General features: G+C 45.0%; 15 protein-coding genes. 5 read left to right on the top strand and 10 right to left on the bottom strand.

Annotation, left to right across the window (positions count from 1 at the left end; all coding sequences use genetic code 11):
* The first annotated feature begins 28 nt into the window (after window positions 1-28).
* The gene (locus MHH93_RS00405) at window positions 29-2356 is read left to right on the top strand and encodes a helix-turn-helix domain-containing protein (protein ID WP_500052097.1); all 2328 of its coding nucleotides are present in this window, start codon (window positions 29-31) and stop codon (window positions 2354-2356) included.
* A gap of 10 nt (window positions 2357-2366) precedes the next feature.
* Here MHH93_RS00405 and MHH93_RS00400 read toward each other — a convergent pair whose 3' ends face one another.
* The 6 genes from MHH93_RS00400 to MHH93_RS00375 all read right to left on the bottom strand — a co-directional run bounded on the left by MHH93_RS00400 (window position 2367) and on the right by MHH93_RS00375 (window position 10085).
* Window positions 2367-3383, bottom strand: a complete 1017-nt coding sequence (locus MHH93_RS00400; RefSeq protein ID WP_500052096.1) for a glycoside hydrolase family 130 protein — start codon at window positions 3381-3383, stop codon at window positions 2367-2369.
* 91 nt (window positions 3384-3474) lie between these two features.
* The gene (locus tag MHH93_RS00395; protein WP_500052095.1) at window positions 3475-5085 is read right to left on the bottom strand and encodes an extracellular solute-binding protein; all 1611 of its coding nucleotides are present in this window, start codon (window positions 5083-5085) and stop codon (window positions 3475-3477) included.
* 38 nt (window positions 5086-5123) lie between these two features.
* Window positions 5124-6035 carry a carbohydrate ABC transporter permease gene (locus MHH93_RS00390; RefSeq protein ID WP_253438227.1) on the bottom strand — a complete coding sequence of 304 codons (912 nt, stop codon included), beginning with the start codon at window positions 6033-6035 and terminating at the stop codon, window positions 5124-5126.
* Between the two features lie 16 nt (window positions 6036-6051).
* Window positions 6052-7029 carry an ABC transporter permease gene (locus MHH93_RS00385; protein WP_500052093.1) on the bottom strand — a complete coding sequence of 326 codons (978 nt, stop codon included), beginning with the start codon at window positions 7027-7029 and terminating at the stop codon, window positions 6052-6054.
* A 357-nt stretch (window positions 7030-7386) separates the two neighbouring features.
* The gene (locus MHH93_RS00380) at window positions 7387-8739 is read right to left on the bottom strand and encodes a glucoamylase family protein (RefSeq protein ID WP_500052092.1); all 1353 of its coding nucleotides are present in this window, start codon (window positions 8737-8739) and stop codon (window positions 7387-7389) included.
* Window positions 8740-9017: 278 nt separating this feature from the next.
* Entirely contained in the window at window positions 9018-10085 is a 1068-nt protein-coding gene (locus MHH93_RS00375; RefSeq protein WP_500052091.1) for an ankyrin repeat domain-containing protein, read from the bottom strand.
* Between the two features lie 183 nt (window positions 10086-10268).
* Between MHH93_RS00375 and MHH93_RS00370 the strand changes: the two genes are divergently transcribed.
* The gene (locus MHH93_RS00370) at window positions 10269-11249 is read left to right on the top strand and encodes a serine hydrolase domain-containing protein (protein WP_500052090.1); all 981 of its coding nucleotides are present in this window, start codon (window positions 10269-10271) and stop codon (window positions 11247-11249) included.
* 97 nt (window positions 11250-11346) lie between these two features.
* Here the strand turns inward: MHH93_RS00370 and MHH93_RS00365 are convergent, their stop codons facing one another.
* Together MHH93_RS00365 and MHH93_RS00360 are read right to left on the bottom strand one after the other, a co-directional pair.
* Window positions 11347-12369, bottom strand: a complete 1023-nt coding sequence (locus MHH93_RS00365; protein WP_500052089.1) for a serine hydrolase domain-containing protein — start codon at window positions 12367-12369, stop codon at window positions 11347-11349.
* A gap of 146 nt (window positions 12370-12515) precedes the next feature.
* Window positions 12516-13109, bottom strand: a complete 594-nt coding sequence (locus MHH93_RS00360; protein ID WP_500052088.1) for a TetR/AcrR family transcriptional regulator — start codon at window positions 13107-13109, stop codon at window positions 12516-12518.
* A gap of 108 nt (window positions 13110-13217) precedes the next feature.
* Here MHH93_RS00360 and MHH93_RS00355 point away from each other — a divergent pair, with 108 nt between their 5' ends.
* On the top strand, window positions 13218-14231 hold the full coding sequence (locus MHH93_RS00355; RefSeq protein ID WP_500052087.1) for an alpha/beta fold hydrolase: 1014 nt from the start codon (window positions 13218-13220) through the stop codon (window positions 14229-14231).
* A 175-nt stretch (window positions 14232-14406) separates the two neighbouring features.
* Here MHH93_RS00355 and MHH93_RS00350 read toward each other — a convergent pair whose 3' ends face one another.
* The gene (locus tag MHH93_RS00350; protein WP_500052085.1) at window positions 14407-15102 is read right to left on the bottom strand and encodes a DUF1361 domain-containing protein; all 696 of its coding nucleotides are present in this window, start codon (window positions 15100-15102) and stop codon (window positions 14407-14409) included.
* Window positions 15103-15205: 103 nt separating this feature from the next.
* On the opposite strand from MHH93_RS00350, the gene MHH93_RS00345 reads away from it, so the two are divergent.
* Together MHH93_RS00345 and MHH93_RS00340 are read left to right on the top strand one after the other, a co-directional pair.
* Window positions 15206-15847 (top strand): spore coat protein, encoded by a 642-nt coding sequence (locus MHH93_RS00345; RefSeq protein ID WP_500053288.1) that lies wholly within the window; start codon window positions 15206-15208, stop codon window positions 15845-15847.
* Window positions 15848-16089: 242 nt separating this feature from the next.
* Complete coding sequence (locus MHH93_RS00340) at window positions 16090-17043, top strand: hypothetical protein (RefSeq protein WP_500052084.1); 954 nt, start codon at window positions 16090-16092, stop codon at window positions 17041-17043.
* 100 nt (window positions 17044-17143) lie between these two features.
* Here the strand turns inward: MHH93_RS00340 and MHH93_RS00335 are convergent, their stop codons facing one another.
* Window positions 17144-18079: a sigma-70 family RNA polymerase sigma factor gene (locus tag MHH93_RS00335; RefSeq protein ID WP_500052083.1), complete on the bottom strand. Its 936-nt coding sequence runs from the start codon at window positions 18077-18079 to the stop codon at window positions 17144-17146.
* Window positions 18080-18082: the final 3 nt, after the last annotated feature.

The raw sequence follows: 18082 nt of genomic DNA, 5'->3' as shown, positions 1-18082 counted from the left end.
AATATCTTAACACGGGAGGGACTGCTTCATGGCAAATCCGGCACTTAAGCCATCCTTGCTCCACAGATTCAGGCTCAGCTGGAATCATTTCAAATCAAGGCTTCTGCTGAAGTATGCCTTTTCTTACATTCTCATATTTCTTATCCCTCTGACAGGTGTAACTATTTTTATATATGAAAACGCTGTCAAAGGTTTGCGTGTAGAAATCGAACAATCAAATGTCAATCAGCTTAACCAGGTGAAGATCACGATAGATAACCGGATGAATGAACTTCAGGAAATAGCGGGGAGAATCGCCTATGACAAACACCTGACCCCTTATATGGTAAATCACCCTTATTACAGCTTGGAGGCGATTCAGGCGTTGGCGAATTACAAAGCTAGCAGCATTGCAGAGGATCTGCTTCTCTACTTCCATAACGATTCCCACATCTATTCGCACCGCGGTTTGGCTAATCTTGATGTCACCTTTGGTAGCCTCTATCAGTTCGAGCATTGGAATCTGGAAGAATTGCAGCAGGACTTGAATGAAACCAGGCATCCCCTGGTCCGTGCCGCTGAGAATGTGAAGGTTAATTCCCGAATGGAACCGATGCTCGTCATGCTTGTGCCCATTAAACCGAATGATCCGTTTCCATATGGGACCGTTGTCTACTTAATGAAAGAATCCAACCTTACCGGGGTCATGGATTCGATTTTGAGTGATTTTTCAGGGAGCAGCTACATATTCAGTCCCTCCGGAGAGGTGTTGACCGCGAACAGCCATGGCATAAACCTTCCCCAAGACGAAATTGAGAACTTGGCTACACTTGAGCCCGGTATTCATAATTTGAAAATGGACGGAGAACAATACTCCGTTGTTTCTGTTCAATCGGAAGAAAATGGCTGGACCTATGTGACAACAATGCCAAGCTTCCAGTTCTTCAGCCGTGTCGTCCATGTCCAGACCCTGATCCTGATCGTATTTTGTATTGCTGTCATTACCGGCATAGCTGCTGCGTTGCTGCTAGCCAAACGGCAGTACCATCCGATCAGGGATTTGATCGACAAGATGAGAAGCAGCGGCGATGATGCTTCCAAGCTGCGCAATGAATGGGAATGGATACGACAGACCCTACACAATTACAGTGCGAAAATTGATTTTCAGGAGCCCTTCGTCCGGAATCAGTGCATGCTGCTGTTACTCAAGCACGGCAATCCGGATGATCCGGAGATTGAGCGAATGATTCTGAGCGCCGGATTCCGGCATCCTCAAGGACAAGGCCTCTATTTCTCGGCTATATTGTCTTGGGATGCTACGTTGCCTGACGACATGTCCTGGCAGGAACGGCATCTGTTGCAAGATATACTCAGCAATGTGTGTCTTCCAGGTACCCATGCTCAGATTTTCGGTGTAGAATTCTCGTTCAAAGAGCAGTTTGCTCTGATTATTTCACTTCCCGGTGATACGGAGAAGCCAGTTCATAACCAACTGGAACAGGTGATTGAAGCCATTCAAGCGGTAATTCGCGAGCACTCGCAGCTATCTCTGAGTATCGGTGTCGGCACGGCATACAGGGACTTGGCCCGTCTTAACCAATCCTTCATTGAAGCTGCTACAGCTCTGGAGCACCGAATCATACAGCACAGCGGTCAGGTAACTTATTTCGAGCAGCTTGCAGAGCTGAACCCTTCTGCTTCCGAGAACTTCTGGATTCCACGCAAATCCATGCTGAAACTGGAGCAGAGTCTAAAGCAGGGCAACGAATCAGTAACCGTGCAACTGATTACCGACACTATTCAAACGATTAAAAACGAGCCGTTACAGGTTCATCTACTGCGCTGCATCTGTTTCGATCTGTTGAATGCTTTTCTACGCACCGCCTCCGAGCTTGGTATGAACGAAGTGTTCGCCAATATGCCGGAATTGACTTCCTTTGAAACACTTGAAGAGCTGGAGAGTCGTTTGCTCTGTCTGGCCGCTGACATTTGCGCGCAGGTGGAGCTGAATACGAAGACAAGCGAGTCTACATTAATGGATGACATTCTGGTTTACGTGGATCAACAGTTTGCAGACTACACACTCAGCCTAGAGCATGTGGCACTTAAGTTTGCCATTTCAACTTCTTATTTAAGCCGGAGCTTTAAAGAGAAGACGGGCCGCAATTTCTCACAATATATCTGGCAACGGCGTGTAGATGAAGTCATGCGGCTGCTGGAGAACACTAGCGCACCGCTCAAAGAAATTATCGAGCAGGTCGGTTACATGGATGCGCCAAATTTCATCCGCAAGTTCAAAAAAGAAATCGGTCTGACGCCAGGGCAGTATCGCAAGGAACATGCCTTGAGAGGAGCTACTACGAAAAGGCCTGTTTAAATTGGCGGAGCTACTGCCCTTCCTGAAGGATGTGCTCCACCAGCTCGTCCAGTGGAACAGTTGCAAGCGCAATCGCCGTATCTGTTACCCCGTAATAGATATAGAGCAGTCCATCTTTGACTACATTTCCGGTTGGGAAGATGACATTTGGGATCTGGAACCCAAATTTCTCATAATACATCTCTGGCTCCATAATAAAATGATGCGTCCGTGCAATGATTTTCTCAGGCTGCTCCAGATCCAGCAGCATGGCCCCCACACGGTAGACAATGCCCTCATCGACGCCATGATAGAGTACCAGCCAGCCCTTGTCCGTGCGGATCGGGGGCGTAGAGCCCCCAATCTTCCGCGATTCCCAGGACGAGTTCTGCGCAGTAGCGAGCAGCTTGGGCTCTTCCCAGTTCACGAGATCCTCGGAGTAGGTAATCCACATGGCCGCCTTATCCGTACCGTATTCTTCTCCTACATACTCCTCAGGGCGGCGCAACAGTACGAATTTGCCACCTATTTTCTCGGGGAATAGAATGTTGTCCCGGTCATTAATATCAAGAGGTGTCGTGTCCGCTACGTACTCCCAATCCAGCAGATTATCTGATTTCAAAATGGAGGACCGGGTTAGCCAATGTCCCGCCTCGTCCCCCCACCCGTCCGGATATTCCGGAATAGAGCGAAGGGGGACGCCTGCCCCGGTGGGGTAATAATTCATGGCACAGGGACGAAGAGCGTAGTTCAGATAAAAGGTTCCGTCAATTTTGACAATCCGCGGGTCCTGCACACTACCATAAGGGAATCCCAGCATGTCTGGAGTCACGATGGGCTCATCCTTCACGTGGGTAAAGTTCACCCCGTCTTCACTTTCTAGCAGACCCAAATAATTTTTGCATGGAGTTAGGGAACCCGCGGTACGCTCAATCATATAAAATTTGCCGTTATCGATGATGACCGCCGGGTTGAAAACCGTAACCTTACGCCATTCATAATCTCCCGGCACAACAATGGGATTATTCGGATGTCTCGTAATTTGCATGTCTATTCCTCCTGCATCTGCATCAATGTTCAGGGACGCGTTGTATCCTTATAACTCATTTTTAACAGCAACTTTCTTCGCATGGACCTGATTAGTTGGATTTCCAACGATCATAGGCAGCCTGATTGATTTCAACCATACGCTCTCCGCCCATTTTCTTGACTGTCGCCACATAATTGTCCCAGCCCGTAAGCGGCTCCGCTCCAGTGATGAATTTCGCCTCCATCTGATTCACATATGTCTTCAAATCAGAATTCAGGCCACTGATTTCGGTCTGCTCTTCCACAGTAAGGAACAGGGTCGGAAACGGAATCCGTGCGCCTTTATCGAGAAGCTTCTGCTTGGTCTCCTCTTCTACCCAGAGGTCAAAATCTGTCTTCAGCCCCTTATTAATATCATCCATGGACAGGGTTGGAGCTGGAATGCCGTAGTTAGGTGTCAGCGTTGCCCGATAATCTTCCATTTCCTTACCGTCCGGTACCGGCAAGTAACGTTTGACCCGATTCTCTTTGTCTGTGTACTCCCAGAGAGTGCCCTCTGGACCTTTGTTAAAGAACATGGCACCTTCATAGGAATAGAGATAATCCACCCAGCGCATAGAGGCTTCCGGCGCAGGATTACTCTGTGTAATAGCAAAGGCGCCGCTTGTAATCCCTCTGTTCTTTGCAATCGCTGGGGCAGCAACTGATTCACTGTGGACAGGTGCAAACATCGGATCTGCCGTCGAAGGTTCTCCACCTTTGCTCATGTAGGCATGCCAGTCCGAAAAGAGGGCGATTTGATTGTTCTGTGCTTTGGCCTTCTTTTGCTCCGCTGTTTGTGAGAAGCTCTCATGATCCAGCAGATCTTCAGACCACAGGCGGTTCATATAAGTTAGATACTCCTTGTAACCTTCCTCAAGTGGTGTATAATGCACCTTGTCCGCATCATCCACATAAATTTCTTCTTCATAAATGCCGAAGGCACCAAGCAGCCATGTACGGATATCGCGGAGGTTCGCAGCGGGTGTTGTCACCGAGGAAATCGGAATTTCATCGGCTATGCCATTGCCGTTTGGATCTTCCTCTTTCACACGCTTCAGATACGTATACAGCTCCTCTGTCGTTTCAGGGAGTTTATCGATATTCAGCGCCTTTAGAAAGTCCCCGTTATACCACATCGGATTGCGGTACCAGTGCTGACTAAGTTCTACTACTGGCAAGGAATAGATATGCCCGTCCGGTGCAGTTATCGATTTGCGGACATCCGGATTCTCCTCCAACAGCGCCTTGAAATTCGGAGCATACTTTTCAATCAGATCCTCCAGTGGAATGAGGATACCCTGCTCTCCGTAATTCATCTGCTCTGCAGTTGTCAAACCGGCAGCATATAGGATATCCGGGTAATCCCCACTGGCGAGCACCAGATTTTTCTTCGTTTCGAAGCTATCCTTCGGTGCGTTCTTGTATTCCAGCATAATACCGGTCTTCTCCTGCATCTGCTGGAGTACCGCCATGTTCTCCCAGTTCTGAATGCCTACATCTGGTGCCATAAGAGACAGAGTAACGGGTTCATTAACAATCGGGAAACCTTCATTGTTCACAGCGACTTTTCCGAGATTGTTGTTCGCTTCACCTTCGTTTGAACTGCTGCAGCCTGCCAGTAATGTAATGACTAAAGCCGAAGATAACAGCAGCTTCCATGACTTACGTGTGGTTGGCATTTATAATTCCTCCCTTGATTTCATCACATTTCAGCTGTTTAACCTTTAACAGAACCTATCATGACCCCTTGGACAAAGTAACGCTGCAGGAACGGATAAATTGCGACGATGGGCAGTGTGGAGACAACAATGACTCCATATTTAATCAGGGATGCCGTTTCTGCCTTATTATTCATGGCGGTCGCTACCTCTCCGTTGATAGATGAGCCCGTCGTTTCCGCCGTCATTTCCTGAAGAACAAGGATCTGACGCAGAACCATCTGCAGCGGATACTTCGCTTCATCATTTAAATAGATCAGGGACGGGAAGTAGCTGTTCCAGTGGCTAACCCCATAGAACAAGGCCATAACGGCTACAATCGGTGCCGACAGCGGTAGAACAATGCGAATGAACAGCTTTAGATTCGTACAGCCGTCAATATGTGCTGCTTCCTGAAGTTCTTTCGGAATGGTCGTCTGAAAAAAGGTACGGGCCACGACGATATTCCAGACCGAAGCGGCCACCGGCAAAATTAATGCCCACATGCTGTTCATGAGTCCAAGGTTCTTGACCAGCAGATACGTCGGCACAATTCCACCGCTGAAGAACATCGTGAACAGAATGAGGCCCATGAACAACTGGCGCCCGACAAAATCAGATCTGCTGAGCGCATACGAGGCCGGCAGAGTGACGGCGAGATTGAGCAGAGTCCCTACCACTGTGTAAATAATGGTATTCCAGTAACCACTCCATATCTTAGGGTTCTCAAACACAAGCTTGTAGCCGTCCAGTGTTACATTCTTTGGAAACAACCACATCGCTCCCGAATTGACATCCTGCGGCGAACTGATTGAAGCGCTGAGAATATAGATGAGTGGATAGAGAACAACCAGCATTGCCAGACCCAGGTAAATATAAGTGCTGATCAGAAAAAGCTTGTCCCCTCGGGATTCTTTCATCGCAGTAACCAAAGACTTCAACTCCTTTCTACCAGAGGCTGTTCTCGCTGGTGCGTTTGGCGATCTGGTTGACCGTAACAAGCAAAATAACGTTAACTACTGAATTAAACAATCCGACAGCCGTAGAGAAGCTATACTGAGCGTTCACCAATCCGGCGCGGTATACATAGGTGGAAATTACATCGGATGCTTCCATATTGAGTGAATTCTGCAGCAGCAGAATCTTCTCGAAACCAAGACTCAGTATATTACCCATATTCAAGATCAGCATGATCGTAATCGTGGGTAATATCGTCGGCAGATTGATATGCAACACCCGTTTCATTCGGCTTGCTCCATCCATAATGGCTGCTTCATGAAGCTGGGGGTCTACGCCTGACAGAGCTGCGAGATAAATAATGGTTCCCCACCCGGTGCTCTGCCAGACGCCTGAGAAGACATACACTGTCTTAAACCATGCGGGATCCGTCAGAAATTGTGCTGGTTCAAGACCAATGAACTCGATGAACCGAACAATCATTCCGCTTGAGGGTGATAAAAAGGTAATGATCATACCTGCCATGACAACTACAGAAATGAAATGCGGTGCATAGGTGACCGTCTGGACCGATTTCTTGAACGGGCCGTTTCGGACTTCATTGAAGGCCAGCGCCAATATAATAGGTAGCGGAAATCCGATGGCAAGTTCATAGAAGCTGATACTGAATGTGTTCCAGAGCAGATCCCAGAAAAAATAAGAATTGAAAAACCGTTCAAAATGGTCAAAACCAACCCATTCGCTGCCCGTAATTCCTTTTGAAGGTACGAAATTCTTAAAAGCAATCTGAATACCGTACATCGGACCATAATGAAAAATAAGGAAATACAACAACGCGGGAAGCATGAACAGATAAAGCTCCCAGTTTTTCCAAATTCTTTTGCCAAGAGAGTTCTTATTAAAAGCAGGATTTACGGATACTACTATGTGACTCTCCTTCACTCTCTCACTCCTTTCTATGTCTTTCATTACCTACGGTTATGTTGCTGGTTTGCATTCTTGCTGACTCCCTTTTTGATAACGCTTACAAACCGAAGTATAGTGAACCGAAGATGACACGGTAAATATGTAGGTTCTGCATTGTCACGAATAGGATGTGTAAAACCGCGGTACTGCGGTACTTTCCGTACTGCAATAATGAGGATGGTTGCAATGGAGCAAGGCTGCAAATATGTGAATTGCGAACCTGCTTTCAAGCTGCAAAAGATACATATTGTGATCACCGAGCAACCTAAGATACGGTTTCGACATACGCAAATGGAACGAAGCAGAAAACATGCTGCTTCGTTCCATTTGAACAATTAGTATGGCAAGTTTCCCTCTCCTTTAATGGATGGAAAAGACTTCTTTTTTCAATAATTCTTCTGGCTCCTGTCCTATCTTATCACTGTGAAAATAATCGCGTATAACGCCGTCTTGAAGATAGTTAGCGATCGATACCATAATCATTCCTTGATCCAGTGCCAGATAAGCTTTCGCAATTTCTCCTGTTTCAACATTGACTGAGTCATAGAGACCATATTTGCCAACCATTTTAAAGTTCTTTAAAGCTTTAATATTCTTTCGAACAGCTTCAGGAGCATAATCCAGGGCAAGGAATGTTGCGTGTGCGGTCACCGTTGTTCCATCTTTATAACCTGAGGTCCCTAACGGCGTTGCTGCAAACTCACTGTAACCTGTCGGAGTTGCAGAAGGTGAGAAGCCCCATGCGGCATACCCTTTTTCTTTGGCATATTCGATCTGCAATTCAACATGACGCTGGTTGTTCAATCCCAAAGCTTGAGTACCCAGCTCTTTTTCCTTTATAACCATACCGGGCATAAGAGCTTCAAACATACTGCCTCCCCAGCTTGGCACGAACTTTTTATCCTTGTATACATAACTTCCTTCAAACACATCCACTCCATCGTACTTAACGGATTTGCCTTGAGGAATCTGAGCTTGCCAATCCCATTCTTGAGGTAATGTACGATACATCTTCCACCAATGATCTTGGGGAACGTCACCTTTCCCAATGGCAATATAACTGCCTACGCGTGGTTCCGTGTAAAACATTCCATAATGGTGGTCCGTCAGTGCGCCTTTAGCCACATCGTAGCCTCCGCGGAATTGGCCGACTTCAGGATCATATAGCGGGGTATAATTCATATTTTCGACCAACTTGCTTGTTTCCCCATGAAGTTCTTCATAGGCTTGCCCAACAACCATTAAACCAGCGGATAACCAGCCATTATCAACTTGGGAAATAAATTGTCCCCAATCTTTCTTCACTGAACCGTCATCTGTGTTATACCAGTTATAAAATAGGCCGTTCCACTTTTCTAACTTTTCGAGGGAATTGATAGTCGTTTGCAGACGATGTACAGCTTCTTTCTTCGAAATAATACCCAATTGTTGCGCTGAAACGGTGCTCATCATATACATGGCGATGTTCGTGGGCGAGGTACGTTTCGCTTCTTCTGTCCCGTTTTCAGTGAGCCGCACTTCATCGTAAGTCAAGCCAGTGTTCTGATCCGTATAGTCCTCAAAAAACATATAGGTTTTGTATGCAATCGCTTTCAATTCTGCTCGAAATCCAATTACATTACTTGAGTCACCTGCTGAAGCCATAGGAGTTAGAGCCAGGCTAGCTACCAGACAAAAAGTTAAAATAAAGTTGAACTTTTTTGCTTTTTTCATAAGTTTCTCCCTTCAAATGAACTCGAAACGTTTCGTGTATATGGTATCATAAAATTCCCATTTCAGTAAACTATAAAATATAACGCTTACAAATACTGAATATAATATGGGTCATTTAGAAATATTAATTCGAAACGTTTCATTATCGTGGCAACATTAAGGCAGAGTTTTAGATTCTGAATTAAATATTTTTCTATATTAGTATTTCTACCATAGTAAAAAACCTCTTCCATATGATAATAGGAAAGAGGTTAATGGAAATCTCGTGTATACTCCATCTAATTCAGGATATCCTCTATAGATGTAGCTGGATTTAACATGAACTCTTCAAATGTAGCTATCGTTCCATGTTCTTGATGTTCAATGTCTGCATATCCCATCATTTTTTTGCTCGGATTCCAGACAATCAGGATATGTGAGTATTGATCGATGTCCGAGGAAATACGCAGTAGTTTCTGTCTGCCCATTTTCATCTCCACGGTATCGATCAGATGAAAGAATTCTATATATCGGACACCTGATTCATTATCTGGCAAGTCTATTCTTCTGAGAGCGCCGGTTAGAAAATCAATGAGTTGCTGTGGCAGTTTATAAGACTTTAATGCATTCAATTTGTTGTTCATATCATGAAATTCTTGAGGTTCATACCCCTTGAGATATTCAGCCATTTCTTCATTTTTCTGACTCACTGCAATTGTGTACGCTCGCTCTCCATCCTTCTCCTGAATGGTCACATCTGCTCCCTGGTCCACCAGATATCGAACCATCTTCATGTTATTAAGTCTTGCAGCTACCGTGAGAGGTGTCGCCTTATACGGGTACACCATATCCGGTTCATTGTAATTAACGTCCACTCCTTGATCCAGCAAGTACTGAATTGTCTTCATATCGTGATCTGCTACAGCCTTGCGTAATGTTTTACCTCCATATTTACGAATATCCAACCCCAGTTCATTCAAGACTCTTATATTCTTTTTGTTGCCATAGTAGGCTTCATCATATGCACTGGATTTGACCCGATTAAGGCCATTTAACTTGGCACCTTGCTGGTACAGGTATCGCACCATTTCTTCTCCACAGTATCTAACTGTCTTCAGGATTGCCGAATTATTTTTGACATTCAGATTAACTCCATGCTCGACCAATAATTTAACCACTTCCGGTTGATTACAGATTAAGGCAAGGTCGAGTGGCGTTAATGCTATGTATTTACTGAGCGTAATCTCTTCTTCGAGATCCATGCCCTGCTTAATGAATTGTTCTACAGCCCCGGTGTCTCCCTCATATATTGCCCTGGCATGATCAGGGAGCGTTTTGAAAGATCCTTGATTTCCGATTTTGAACAAAGGTATACCCTCCTACTATTACATTTTTGCTACACTACAATCATTTTATTCCTAGCTACTAGTATACCTTTCATACCAGGATTACGTAATCGTTTGTTGAGCTTCGCTTAGCTAGTATGCTAAGATAATGGACACCTATTTCCACCAGTTCTTATTACAAATCAACCGTACAGAAAGGACACTATGAATCCTTCATTACTGTCATCCAAGTTACAACAGATCATTCCACCACTGGATCTGCGAAGCTGTCTGGTCAGCGTACGCGGTGAGATTATGTACGAACACTACCGCAACCACGAGGCTGCGACCGATATTGCAAAAATCAATTCATGTACCAAGAGTGTGCTGTCCGCACTCATCTGTATAGCGATGGATAAAGGCTTGTTGCCAGAGGCTTCAGCCCCAATCTCCACCTTTTTCCCACAGTTGACATTTGATCCTGACCCGAGTAAACCAGCGATTACACTGGAACAACTGCTCACCATGACAGCCGGATTCAACTGGGACGAGTTCGGCGGGCAGAATTCATTCCCTCGCATGACCCGCACCGATCATTGGGTGAATTTTACGTTGGAACAACGCTTAAGTCATGTACCGGGTACATATATGGAGTACAACTCAGGAGTATCACAGATTCTATCCACCATCCTGATGCAAAATGCTGACATGAACGTAGCTGAATTCGCAGAACGTTATCTCTTTGGTCCACTGGGAATTAAGGACTTTGAATGGGAAAGTGACCCACAAGGTGTCCATACTGGCGGATTCGGCCTAAAGATGCTACCCGCAGATCTTCTGAAATTCGGCCAGCTCTTTTTACAGCAAGGGATGTGGGAGGGTAAGTCTCTCATTTCCAGTCAGCTCGTTACCCGTTCAACGCAGCCATTCATTACAGTCACTCCACCAAATCACGGCAGTTATGCTTGGCATTGGTGGGTGGATGTCTATCCGAATGAAAGGTCTGTTGCCGAAGATATTGCTGCTGAAAACGACAGACCCCATCTCCAATACTATTACGCGCGAGGGTTTGGTGGTCAGTATGTATACATTGTGCCCGAGCTTGAACTCGTTACGGTGTTAACCAATGATAAACGAAAGAAAGAGAAACCTCCACTGGATGTTTTCACTCGATTAATCGCCCCTGAGCTGTGGAAAATGCTATAAATGCAGGCCGCTCTTGTATGTTGTTCGACCCATGGCTAGACCAATGAACCCCCAACCTGATGTAGGATAACCAATCCATAGGCTGAGGGTTTATTCCTTATGCCAATGCTTCTTCGATAGCAACCGTGATTGGATACGGACCAGACTCTTGATTCGAGAGCACAACCAGTTGTAGATCATAGTCTGGATACACGGAAGACATGAACGACACCCCTGGATCAAACCCCATGACATGAAATTTGAAAATCCCTTCCCCCTTGCGGTCAATCCAGATCCCCTGCCCATAATACTCTTCATCTTCTTGATGAGCATGTGGAGTTAATAACTGCCGTGTTGTCTCAGCATTCAGCAATTGGTGACCCAGCAAAGCATCCCAGAATCGAATCATATCCGGTGCTGTAACATAGGCCCCACCATCTGATCCACCTTTGACAGGAATGGAGAACATATTGGTGTTCCAGGAGCCATCTTCATGATCGATATACCCTAAAGCGCTGTTACGCGGAAGCTGATCTGTTACGAAATAACCGGAGTCCTTCATGCCAATCCTTTTGAAAATGTGCTCTTCCACATAATCTGTAAACGACAGTCCTGAATGTTGTTCCACAATAAGCCCCAGCACAATGAAACCCGCATTGTTGTAGTGAAAACATTCACCCGGAGCAGACTTCATCGGCAGCTGCTGAAACATGGGCAGAAAGTCACTTAATCGCCGCATTGCGTAAACCGGTCTGTCTTTCCACAATTCTGAGAAGTCATCCATCACTTCTTCATCGAAATAATCCGGAATACCTGACGTGTGTGTTAACAACTGATGAATGGCGATCCCTTCGTCCCACAGTGGAAACTCCACATTCAACACATCCGTCAGCTTGGAATCCGCAGACAATTTGCCTGCTTCAATTAGCTGGCATATACTCACTGCCGTGAAGATCTTACATCCTGATGCAATGCCGAACCGTGTATCCACCTGATTGGCAAGCTCTTCACTACGATTCGCATAACCACGTTTTATATTCAGAAGAGTTCTCCCGGCTTGCTGGAGTAATACAACACCCGAAAAATTCACACGTTCCATGACTTCTTCTACTTTTGTTGTCAGCTCTACTGCATTCAACATTTTGTTGTTCACCTACTTATCTATGTATTCATTACATTCTCATTCTTAATTCTTCGTTATACCATCCTGGATACCTGCAAAATTTCCATAAAAATAAGAGTCACTCCCTTATAAAAGGAAATAACCCTTATTCATACAACGTAAGATTAGGTTGGACATAGCATGCTCAAATGCTGTTCAATCACTTGTTCCACTCGTTTTACTGTAAGTCTATCTGGCTGCATTAACATATGAATGGCGAGTCCATCCACAAGAGCATATAACTTCTCTATCTCCATCTCAGCATCCAGTTCAGGATGTGCCATGCCATGCTTCTGCAACTCATGTATTACCCACTGAGCAGATCGATACATCCCCTGATGCATCTGATCACTTAACTTTTTTAATTCGGGGTACACCAATAATTTGGCTGTAAACGAAAACCAGACCTCCATTTCCATCATTCTGTCTTCATCCAACGGGAGAAATTGCAAGAGCAGATTCTTCATATCCTGCAGTACGGAACCGCTCATCTGTAACGCCTCCACCCTTTTCTGTACCCTTTCTGCAAAAAGATTCATGCAAAAGGCGAACAATTCGGCCTGTGTGGCAAAATAATGACGCATGGAACCTACAGATAGTCCCGCTTCCTTTGCTATATTCCGAACGGTAGCATGCTCGAGTCCGTGATCTTGTATGACCCGAACTGCTGCATCAGCAACGATTTTCCTTTGAGCTTCGTGATCTACGATTTTTGGCATGACAATATTATACACCATCCTTCTCTTTTAGTAATACACTGTGCTATAATATTTTTAATACACTGTACTAAATAAAAAAACAGCTGTAGGAGAGGAGTTCATAAGATCATGCTTACAACTAGTCCAACCAAAAAACGAAAGAGATTCAGAATTTTCACTATCATGGTGAAGCTGCTCTGCACAGTGCTACTACTAATTGGTGCAGCATTCCTCTATGAGTGGTTTGCTTCGTCGCAGGCCAAAAAAGATTTTCCACCTCCCGGTAAGTTAGTTCAAGTCAGTGGTTACCAACTACATATTCATAAACAAGGTAGTGGTTCGCCGACCATCCTTATGGAGGCTGGAAGTGGTGAGACAAGTTTGTCGTGGAGAGACATTCCTGCGACACTCGCCCAACATGCAACGGTGGTCACGTATGATCGTGCAGGATATGCCTGGAGTGAATCTGCCCCTACAGAACGTACAGGTGCGAATATCGTTCAGGATTTACACGCAGCTCTGGAGAAGGAAAATATCCGTGGTCCTTACGTTATGGTAGGTCATTCCCTCGGTGGGATGTATGCAAGACTCTTCGCACAGACCTACACAAGTGAGATTCAAAGCCTTGTCCTTATTGATGCGAGACCTGAGGACGATGAGAAGAATACCAAGGCTTTGTTGGAACAGGCTCAGTTTCAAGGAAACCCGTCTGCCTCCTTCCTATCCTTACTGAAGTTATCCGGCGCTTTCAGATTATTTCCAGACTTATTGCTTGATGGTCTGGTTGCCAAGCAAGATCGGGATACTTTTGTTAATGTGATTGCCACCCCCTCCTTTTTTCATGCCAAAGAGGGAGAAGCCTTACTCGCCTATTTAACAGAAGATACTATTCGTGGCCAAAATCTTGGATCAATGCCTGTGCGTATCATTGCACGCGGACGTCCTCAAGACTATGCTCAAGCAGGGATTTCAGTTGAAATGGGGCAGAGGCTCGAATCCATATGGCAATCGGGGCAGCGTAACATGTTGAATATATCTAAGGATAGTCAGCTCATTACGGCCACCCGCAGTGGGCATATGGTTATCCACGATGAACCCGAACTGGTTGTGAAAACCATCCTTGAGTTAATCTCTAATAAGTAGAGGTATTTTTCTTCAGAACATCCAGGGCTCAATCCAATGTTAAAAAGCTGTTCCAACAGCCATATTGTATGACTTGGAACAGCCTATTCAGCAATATACATTAAGATTAGATGTAATGAGTTCAGCATCAAGATAACATAAATTAGCGTAAGGCTTGCAGGTCCGCCTTGGGAGTTCATGCACTCTTCTTCATTTCACGGGGAGACCTTGTATTGATCAGATAGTATAGCGTGGCATAGATTGTGATGATAAACGTGCCAAAGAACAGGCAAAACGCAAGAGACGGACGGCTTACACTTTCGCGCATCAGTTCAATCAGCGTCTCGCGATTCGTCAATGCATCCCAGCTATTCAGTCGATATACACGTCCAAGCAATACCCCGTAACTTCCCAAAGCACAGCCAGCCAGTACAAAGCTCCAGGATGCCCAGCGTCCGATTCGGTGATAGATCACTTCCTGAAGCTGATACATCGACAGGAATCCAAGTAGAAGTCCAGTCCAGACAAACATTAATACAACACTCAAGTCGTACCAATACGTATAGTCCACTCCGTTCCCACCATAATACCGGGTACTTCTCGCTGTCAGATGAACCAAATCCGTAACAATGTAAGAAGAGTTCGGGAAAAATAACAACCACAGCAGACCACTTGCGACTGCAAGCCATACAGCACCTTTCCATTTCACATGACTTAGAAGATAAGCTGCATAAGAAAACACAAAAGGAATCCAGCCCAAGAACAGATTCCAGATCAGGAAGCGAAAATAACTTTGATCCAGCCAATCTGCGGCTACGTAGTACAAGCCCAGCGTTACTATTGTGACCACACTAAGGAAAATAAATATGTGAATATAATTCAGTTTTCTCAATGACTCTAACCTCACTTATGTACATAAATTTACTACTCTCCAAGCATACTAGAATCATACCATTTACCAAAGGAGAATCAAATTTACAATGAATCCAAATTCCATGAACCCTCAGAATGCAGTACAGCCCACATTGAATACGAATCCAAATATCAGCCCTAACTTAAATCATGGTGGCCATGAGATGTTCGATGTGCATGAAATTCTGGCCTCCACCATTAACGTGCTGGATCAATATATGATCTTTCGTACATTTGTGCAGAGTCAGGAACTGATTGGTATTCTGGACCGACAGTATAACTTCATTTTATCCCAGTACAATCTGACAGCAGAGTGTTTTGCATCCGGACAGAAGCCTCATCAAGAGACGGCAACCTACATGATCCCCAACATGGTACCACCGGTATATGGCCTTAAGCCCTCAGCACCGAAAAAGCCAAACCAGAGCTTGGCTGACGTAAAGGATGCCGGGATTAGCGGTCATATGCTGGGACTGATCAAGTCACATGCGAGTCTTCTTGGCATGTCTTGCAGCGAAATTACGAATGGAACGGTTCGTCGAGTCATCGCTTCGCAGATTCAGCATTTTATTGAGATGGCTTATGAAATTTTCATGTTCCAGAATAAAAACGCCTATTATCAAGTACCTCAACTCACACCAAGTGATACACAACAGATGCTTCAGGCTTATATTCCAGCAACCGGAGCACCACAGATGCCTGTCAGCAATAAACCATTTCATTAATTAGAAAACAAAGCCAAATACCAGGACAGTCTCTTTAACCCAACGGGTTGTAGAGGCTGTTTTTTTGGGATATATGTAATCCATTTTCGTGCTTAAGACACTTGATTCGGTTACCAGAAACTGGTTTAATCAAAGTCTAACCTGTACATATTCAGCTTACGGATCATAAGATATAAAATACGGGGAAATGCCGTTATACGTGAATTCAAATGGCTTTTTCTTCATTAAGAGGAGGTATACGAATGAGATGGAAGCAACCTGCTAAACTTGGTTTACTGGCTATGGCTCTCGGCTGTACTGCCATTGGCTCGACATTTACCACCTCAACCACACTGGCTGCACCTGTTCCCGCTTCCAAAGCGGTGTATCATCAATTCCAAACCTATCGAACAGAAGCAGTGAAGTCCACACAAAGTCTGGTTAAAGCACGTAAATATCTCATGAATCATATTGATAAAGTCGGTCCTTGGCAGGCAACATTAATGACCCTGCAATTGGAGAATATGCAGAATACGAAGCTGGCGGATATGGATAACCAAATGTATACGGAACAGTTTCAACAAGCCCTATCGCAGGCCAATGAACAACTTGGTTACGAACAGAAGCTTACATATAGTCGTCTGCTGAAAGAAATTAAAGATCCGTCAGTGAGGAAGGTTCTGCAGGAAGCATCTGATCTCGGGTTCAAACTGGAAACCAGTGAAGGCTTGTATTACCCCATCATCAATTATGAGATATATCAAAAGTTCAAACCTTTTGTTAAGGCTGATATTGCCGCGTACATTGATATTATGGCTACCGAGTCCAATCAAATGACAACTTCAGATGGTGGCATTATCATCTCTTGGAATGAATTAATCCAGCGTGCATTGGAGAAAGAAGCCTTTTTGAACAACTTTCCGAATTCCAATCGTGCATCAACAGTGAAGCAGTGGTTATTTGTTGAATATCTGTTTTACGGAAGTGACAATACGCCTGCTTATGATTGGTACACGGAAGAAGAAATCCGCACCATGGACCCTGAGGTGAAAAAGGCTTACGAGAAAGCTTTGGCTAAGCGGGAGCCCAATACGGAGAGTGTTCTTTTGGACACCATGGAGAAAATTTTACTAGTTCTCAATCAGAACAATGATGAGCTTACACCAGAAGTGAGAGCAATTATTGAATCTGTTGAACAACACTTTGCCCTTGAATAATAAGGTGGAGCAAATCACAAATGGAGTGCAAAAAAAAGCGGCAATCCTCGGAACAGAGGTTGTCGCTTTTCCGTTTATATATCTAGTCCTTACGTTCTGATCAAAGAGTTGTCGTGTGTACCGATATAAGTTTGTTCGGATTCACGACGAGGTAAACACCCTCAATCCGCTCCCCGGAAGAGTCCAATTCCAAACAGAGTACCTCGGACAACTGTCCTTCTTTCATCAACGCGAGTTGAAGCTCGCCATTGATCCACATCGGTACCCATTCTCTTTCACGCAATCGCGTAAGGACCCGCCGCGAGGTCAGAAGGGCAAGCACGCCTTTGTGAACACTCATCGTTCTCATAACAGTATGCACAACACCACCGCCATCTGCTGTAAATACAGGCTGATCCGCCAATAATTCGAGCATGGCAGAGACGTCATAACGAAGGAAAGCCGTTGTAAACCGGCTCAGCATTTCGCCTTTGGCTAACATATCCGCATCACTCTGCTCGATCGGGGGAAGTCTTTCAGGCAAGTTCCGTCTAGCGCGGCTAAAGATTTGACGGCAGTTACTTTCCGTTTTGCCCAGCCAATCCGCTATTTCGGAATAATCATATCGGAACGCTTCACGAAGTACAAAAACAGCCCGTTCCATGGGCGAAAGCCTCTCCAACATGACCAGATAGGCGTAGGATATCATTTCTTTCTTCTGCATCGTTTCCTCTGGCCTATTTTCCACTTCACTGTCACCAAGGGGCTCTGGCAACCACTCACCAATATAACTTTCCCGCTGGTTGCGGGCGGAATGAAGCAGATTTAAACTTCGGTTCACAACGAGTCTGGCAATGTAGGACTTCGGATTACGAATATCCTGAGCAGACGTGCTTTGAATCCCCGCAAAACAATCCTGCACAATATCTTCAGCTTCTACCACACTGCCCAGCATGCGGTAAGCAATTGAAAATGCATAATTTTTATAACGAATATACAATTCACCAACGTCCAGAGAAGACACTTCAGGCTCATTGGTGTAGGGATTGGAATTCATAAG

The sequence above is a fragment of the Priestia sp. FSL H7-0729 genome (assembly GCF_038005685.1).
In the GTDB taxonomy this organism is placed as follows: domain Bacteria; phylum Bacillota; class Bacilli; order Paenibacillales; family Paenibacillaceae; genus Paenibacillus.
Note: the sequence above shows the minus strand (reverse complement) of the source record. Positions and strands in the feature narration are given on the sequence as shown.

What these genes read in the sequence shown, in the direction of transcription:
- MHH93_RS00405 (WP_500052097.1), top strand. Translation starts at nt 29, where the DNA reads ATGGCAAATCCGGCACTTAAGCCATCCTTGCTCCACAGATTCAGGCTC.
- MHH93_RS00400 (WP_500052096.1), bottom strand. Translation starts at nt 3,383, where the DNA reads ATGCAAATTACGAGACATCCGAATAATCCCATTGTTGTGCCGGGAGAT.
- MHH93_RS00395 (WP_500052095.1), bottom strand. Translation starts at nt 5,085, where the DNA reads ATGCCAACCACACGTAAGTCATGGAAGCTGCTGTTATCTTCGGCTTTA.
- MHH93_RS00385 (WP_500052093.1), bottom strand. Translation starts at nt 7,029, where the DNA reads ATGAAAGACATAGAAAGGAGTGAGAGAGTGAAGGAGAGTCACATAGTA.
- MHH93_RS00380 (WP_500052092.1), bottom strand. Translation starts at nt 8,739, where the DNA reads ATGAAAAAAGCAAAAAAGTTCAACTTTATTTTAACTTTTTGTCTGGTA.
- MHH93_RS00370 (WP_500052090.1), top strand. Translation starts at nt 10,269, where the DNA reads ATGAATCCTTCATTACTGTCATCCAAGTTACAACAGATCATTCCACCA.
- MHH93_RS00365 (WP_500052089.1), bottom strand. Translation starts at nt 12,369, where the DNA reads ATGTTGAATGCAGTAGAGCTGACAACAAAAGTAGAAGAAGTCATGGAA.
- MHH93_RS00360 (WP_500052088.1), bottom strand. Translation starts at nt 13,109, where the DNA reads ATGCCAAAAATCGTAGATCACGAAGCTCAAAGGAAAATCGTTGCTGAT.
- MHH93_RS00355 (WP_500052087.1), top strand. Translation starts at nt 13,218, where the DNA reads ATGCTTACAACTAGTCCAACCAAAAAACGAAAGAGATTCAGAATTTTC.
- MHH93_RS00345 (WP_500053288.1), top strand. Translation starts at nt 15,206, where the DNA reads ATGAACCCTCAGAATGCAGTACAGCCCACATTGAATACGAATCCAAAT.
- MHH93_RS00340 (WP_500052084.1), top strand. Translation starts at nt 16,090, where the DNA reads ATGAGATGGAAGCAACCTGCTAAACTTGGTTTACTGGCTATGGCTCTC.
- MHH93_RS00335 (WP_500052083.1), bottom strand. Translation starts at nt 18,079, where the DNA reads ATGAATTCCAATCCCTACACCAATGAGCCTGAAGTGTCTTCTCTGGAC.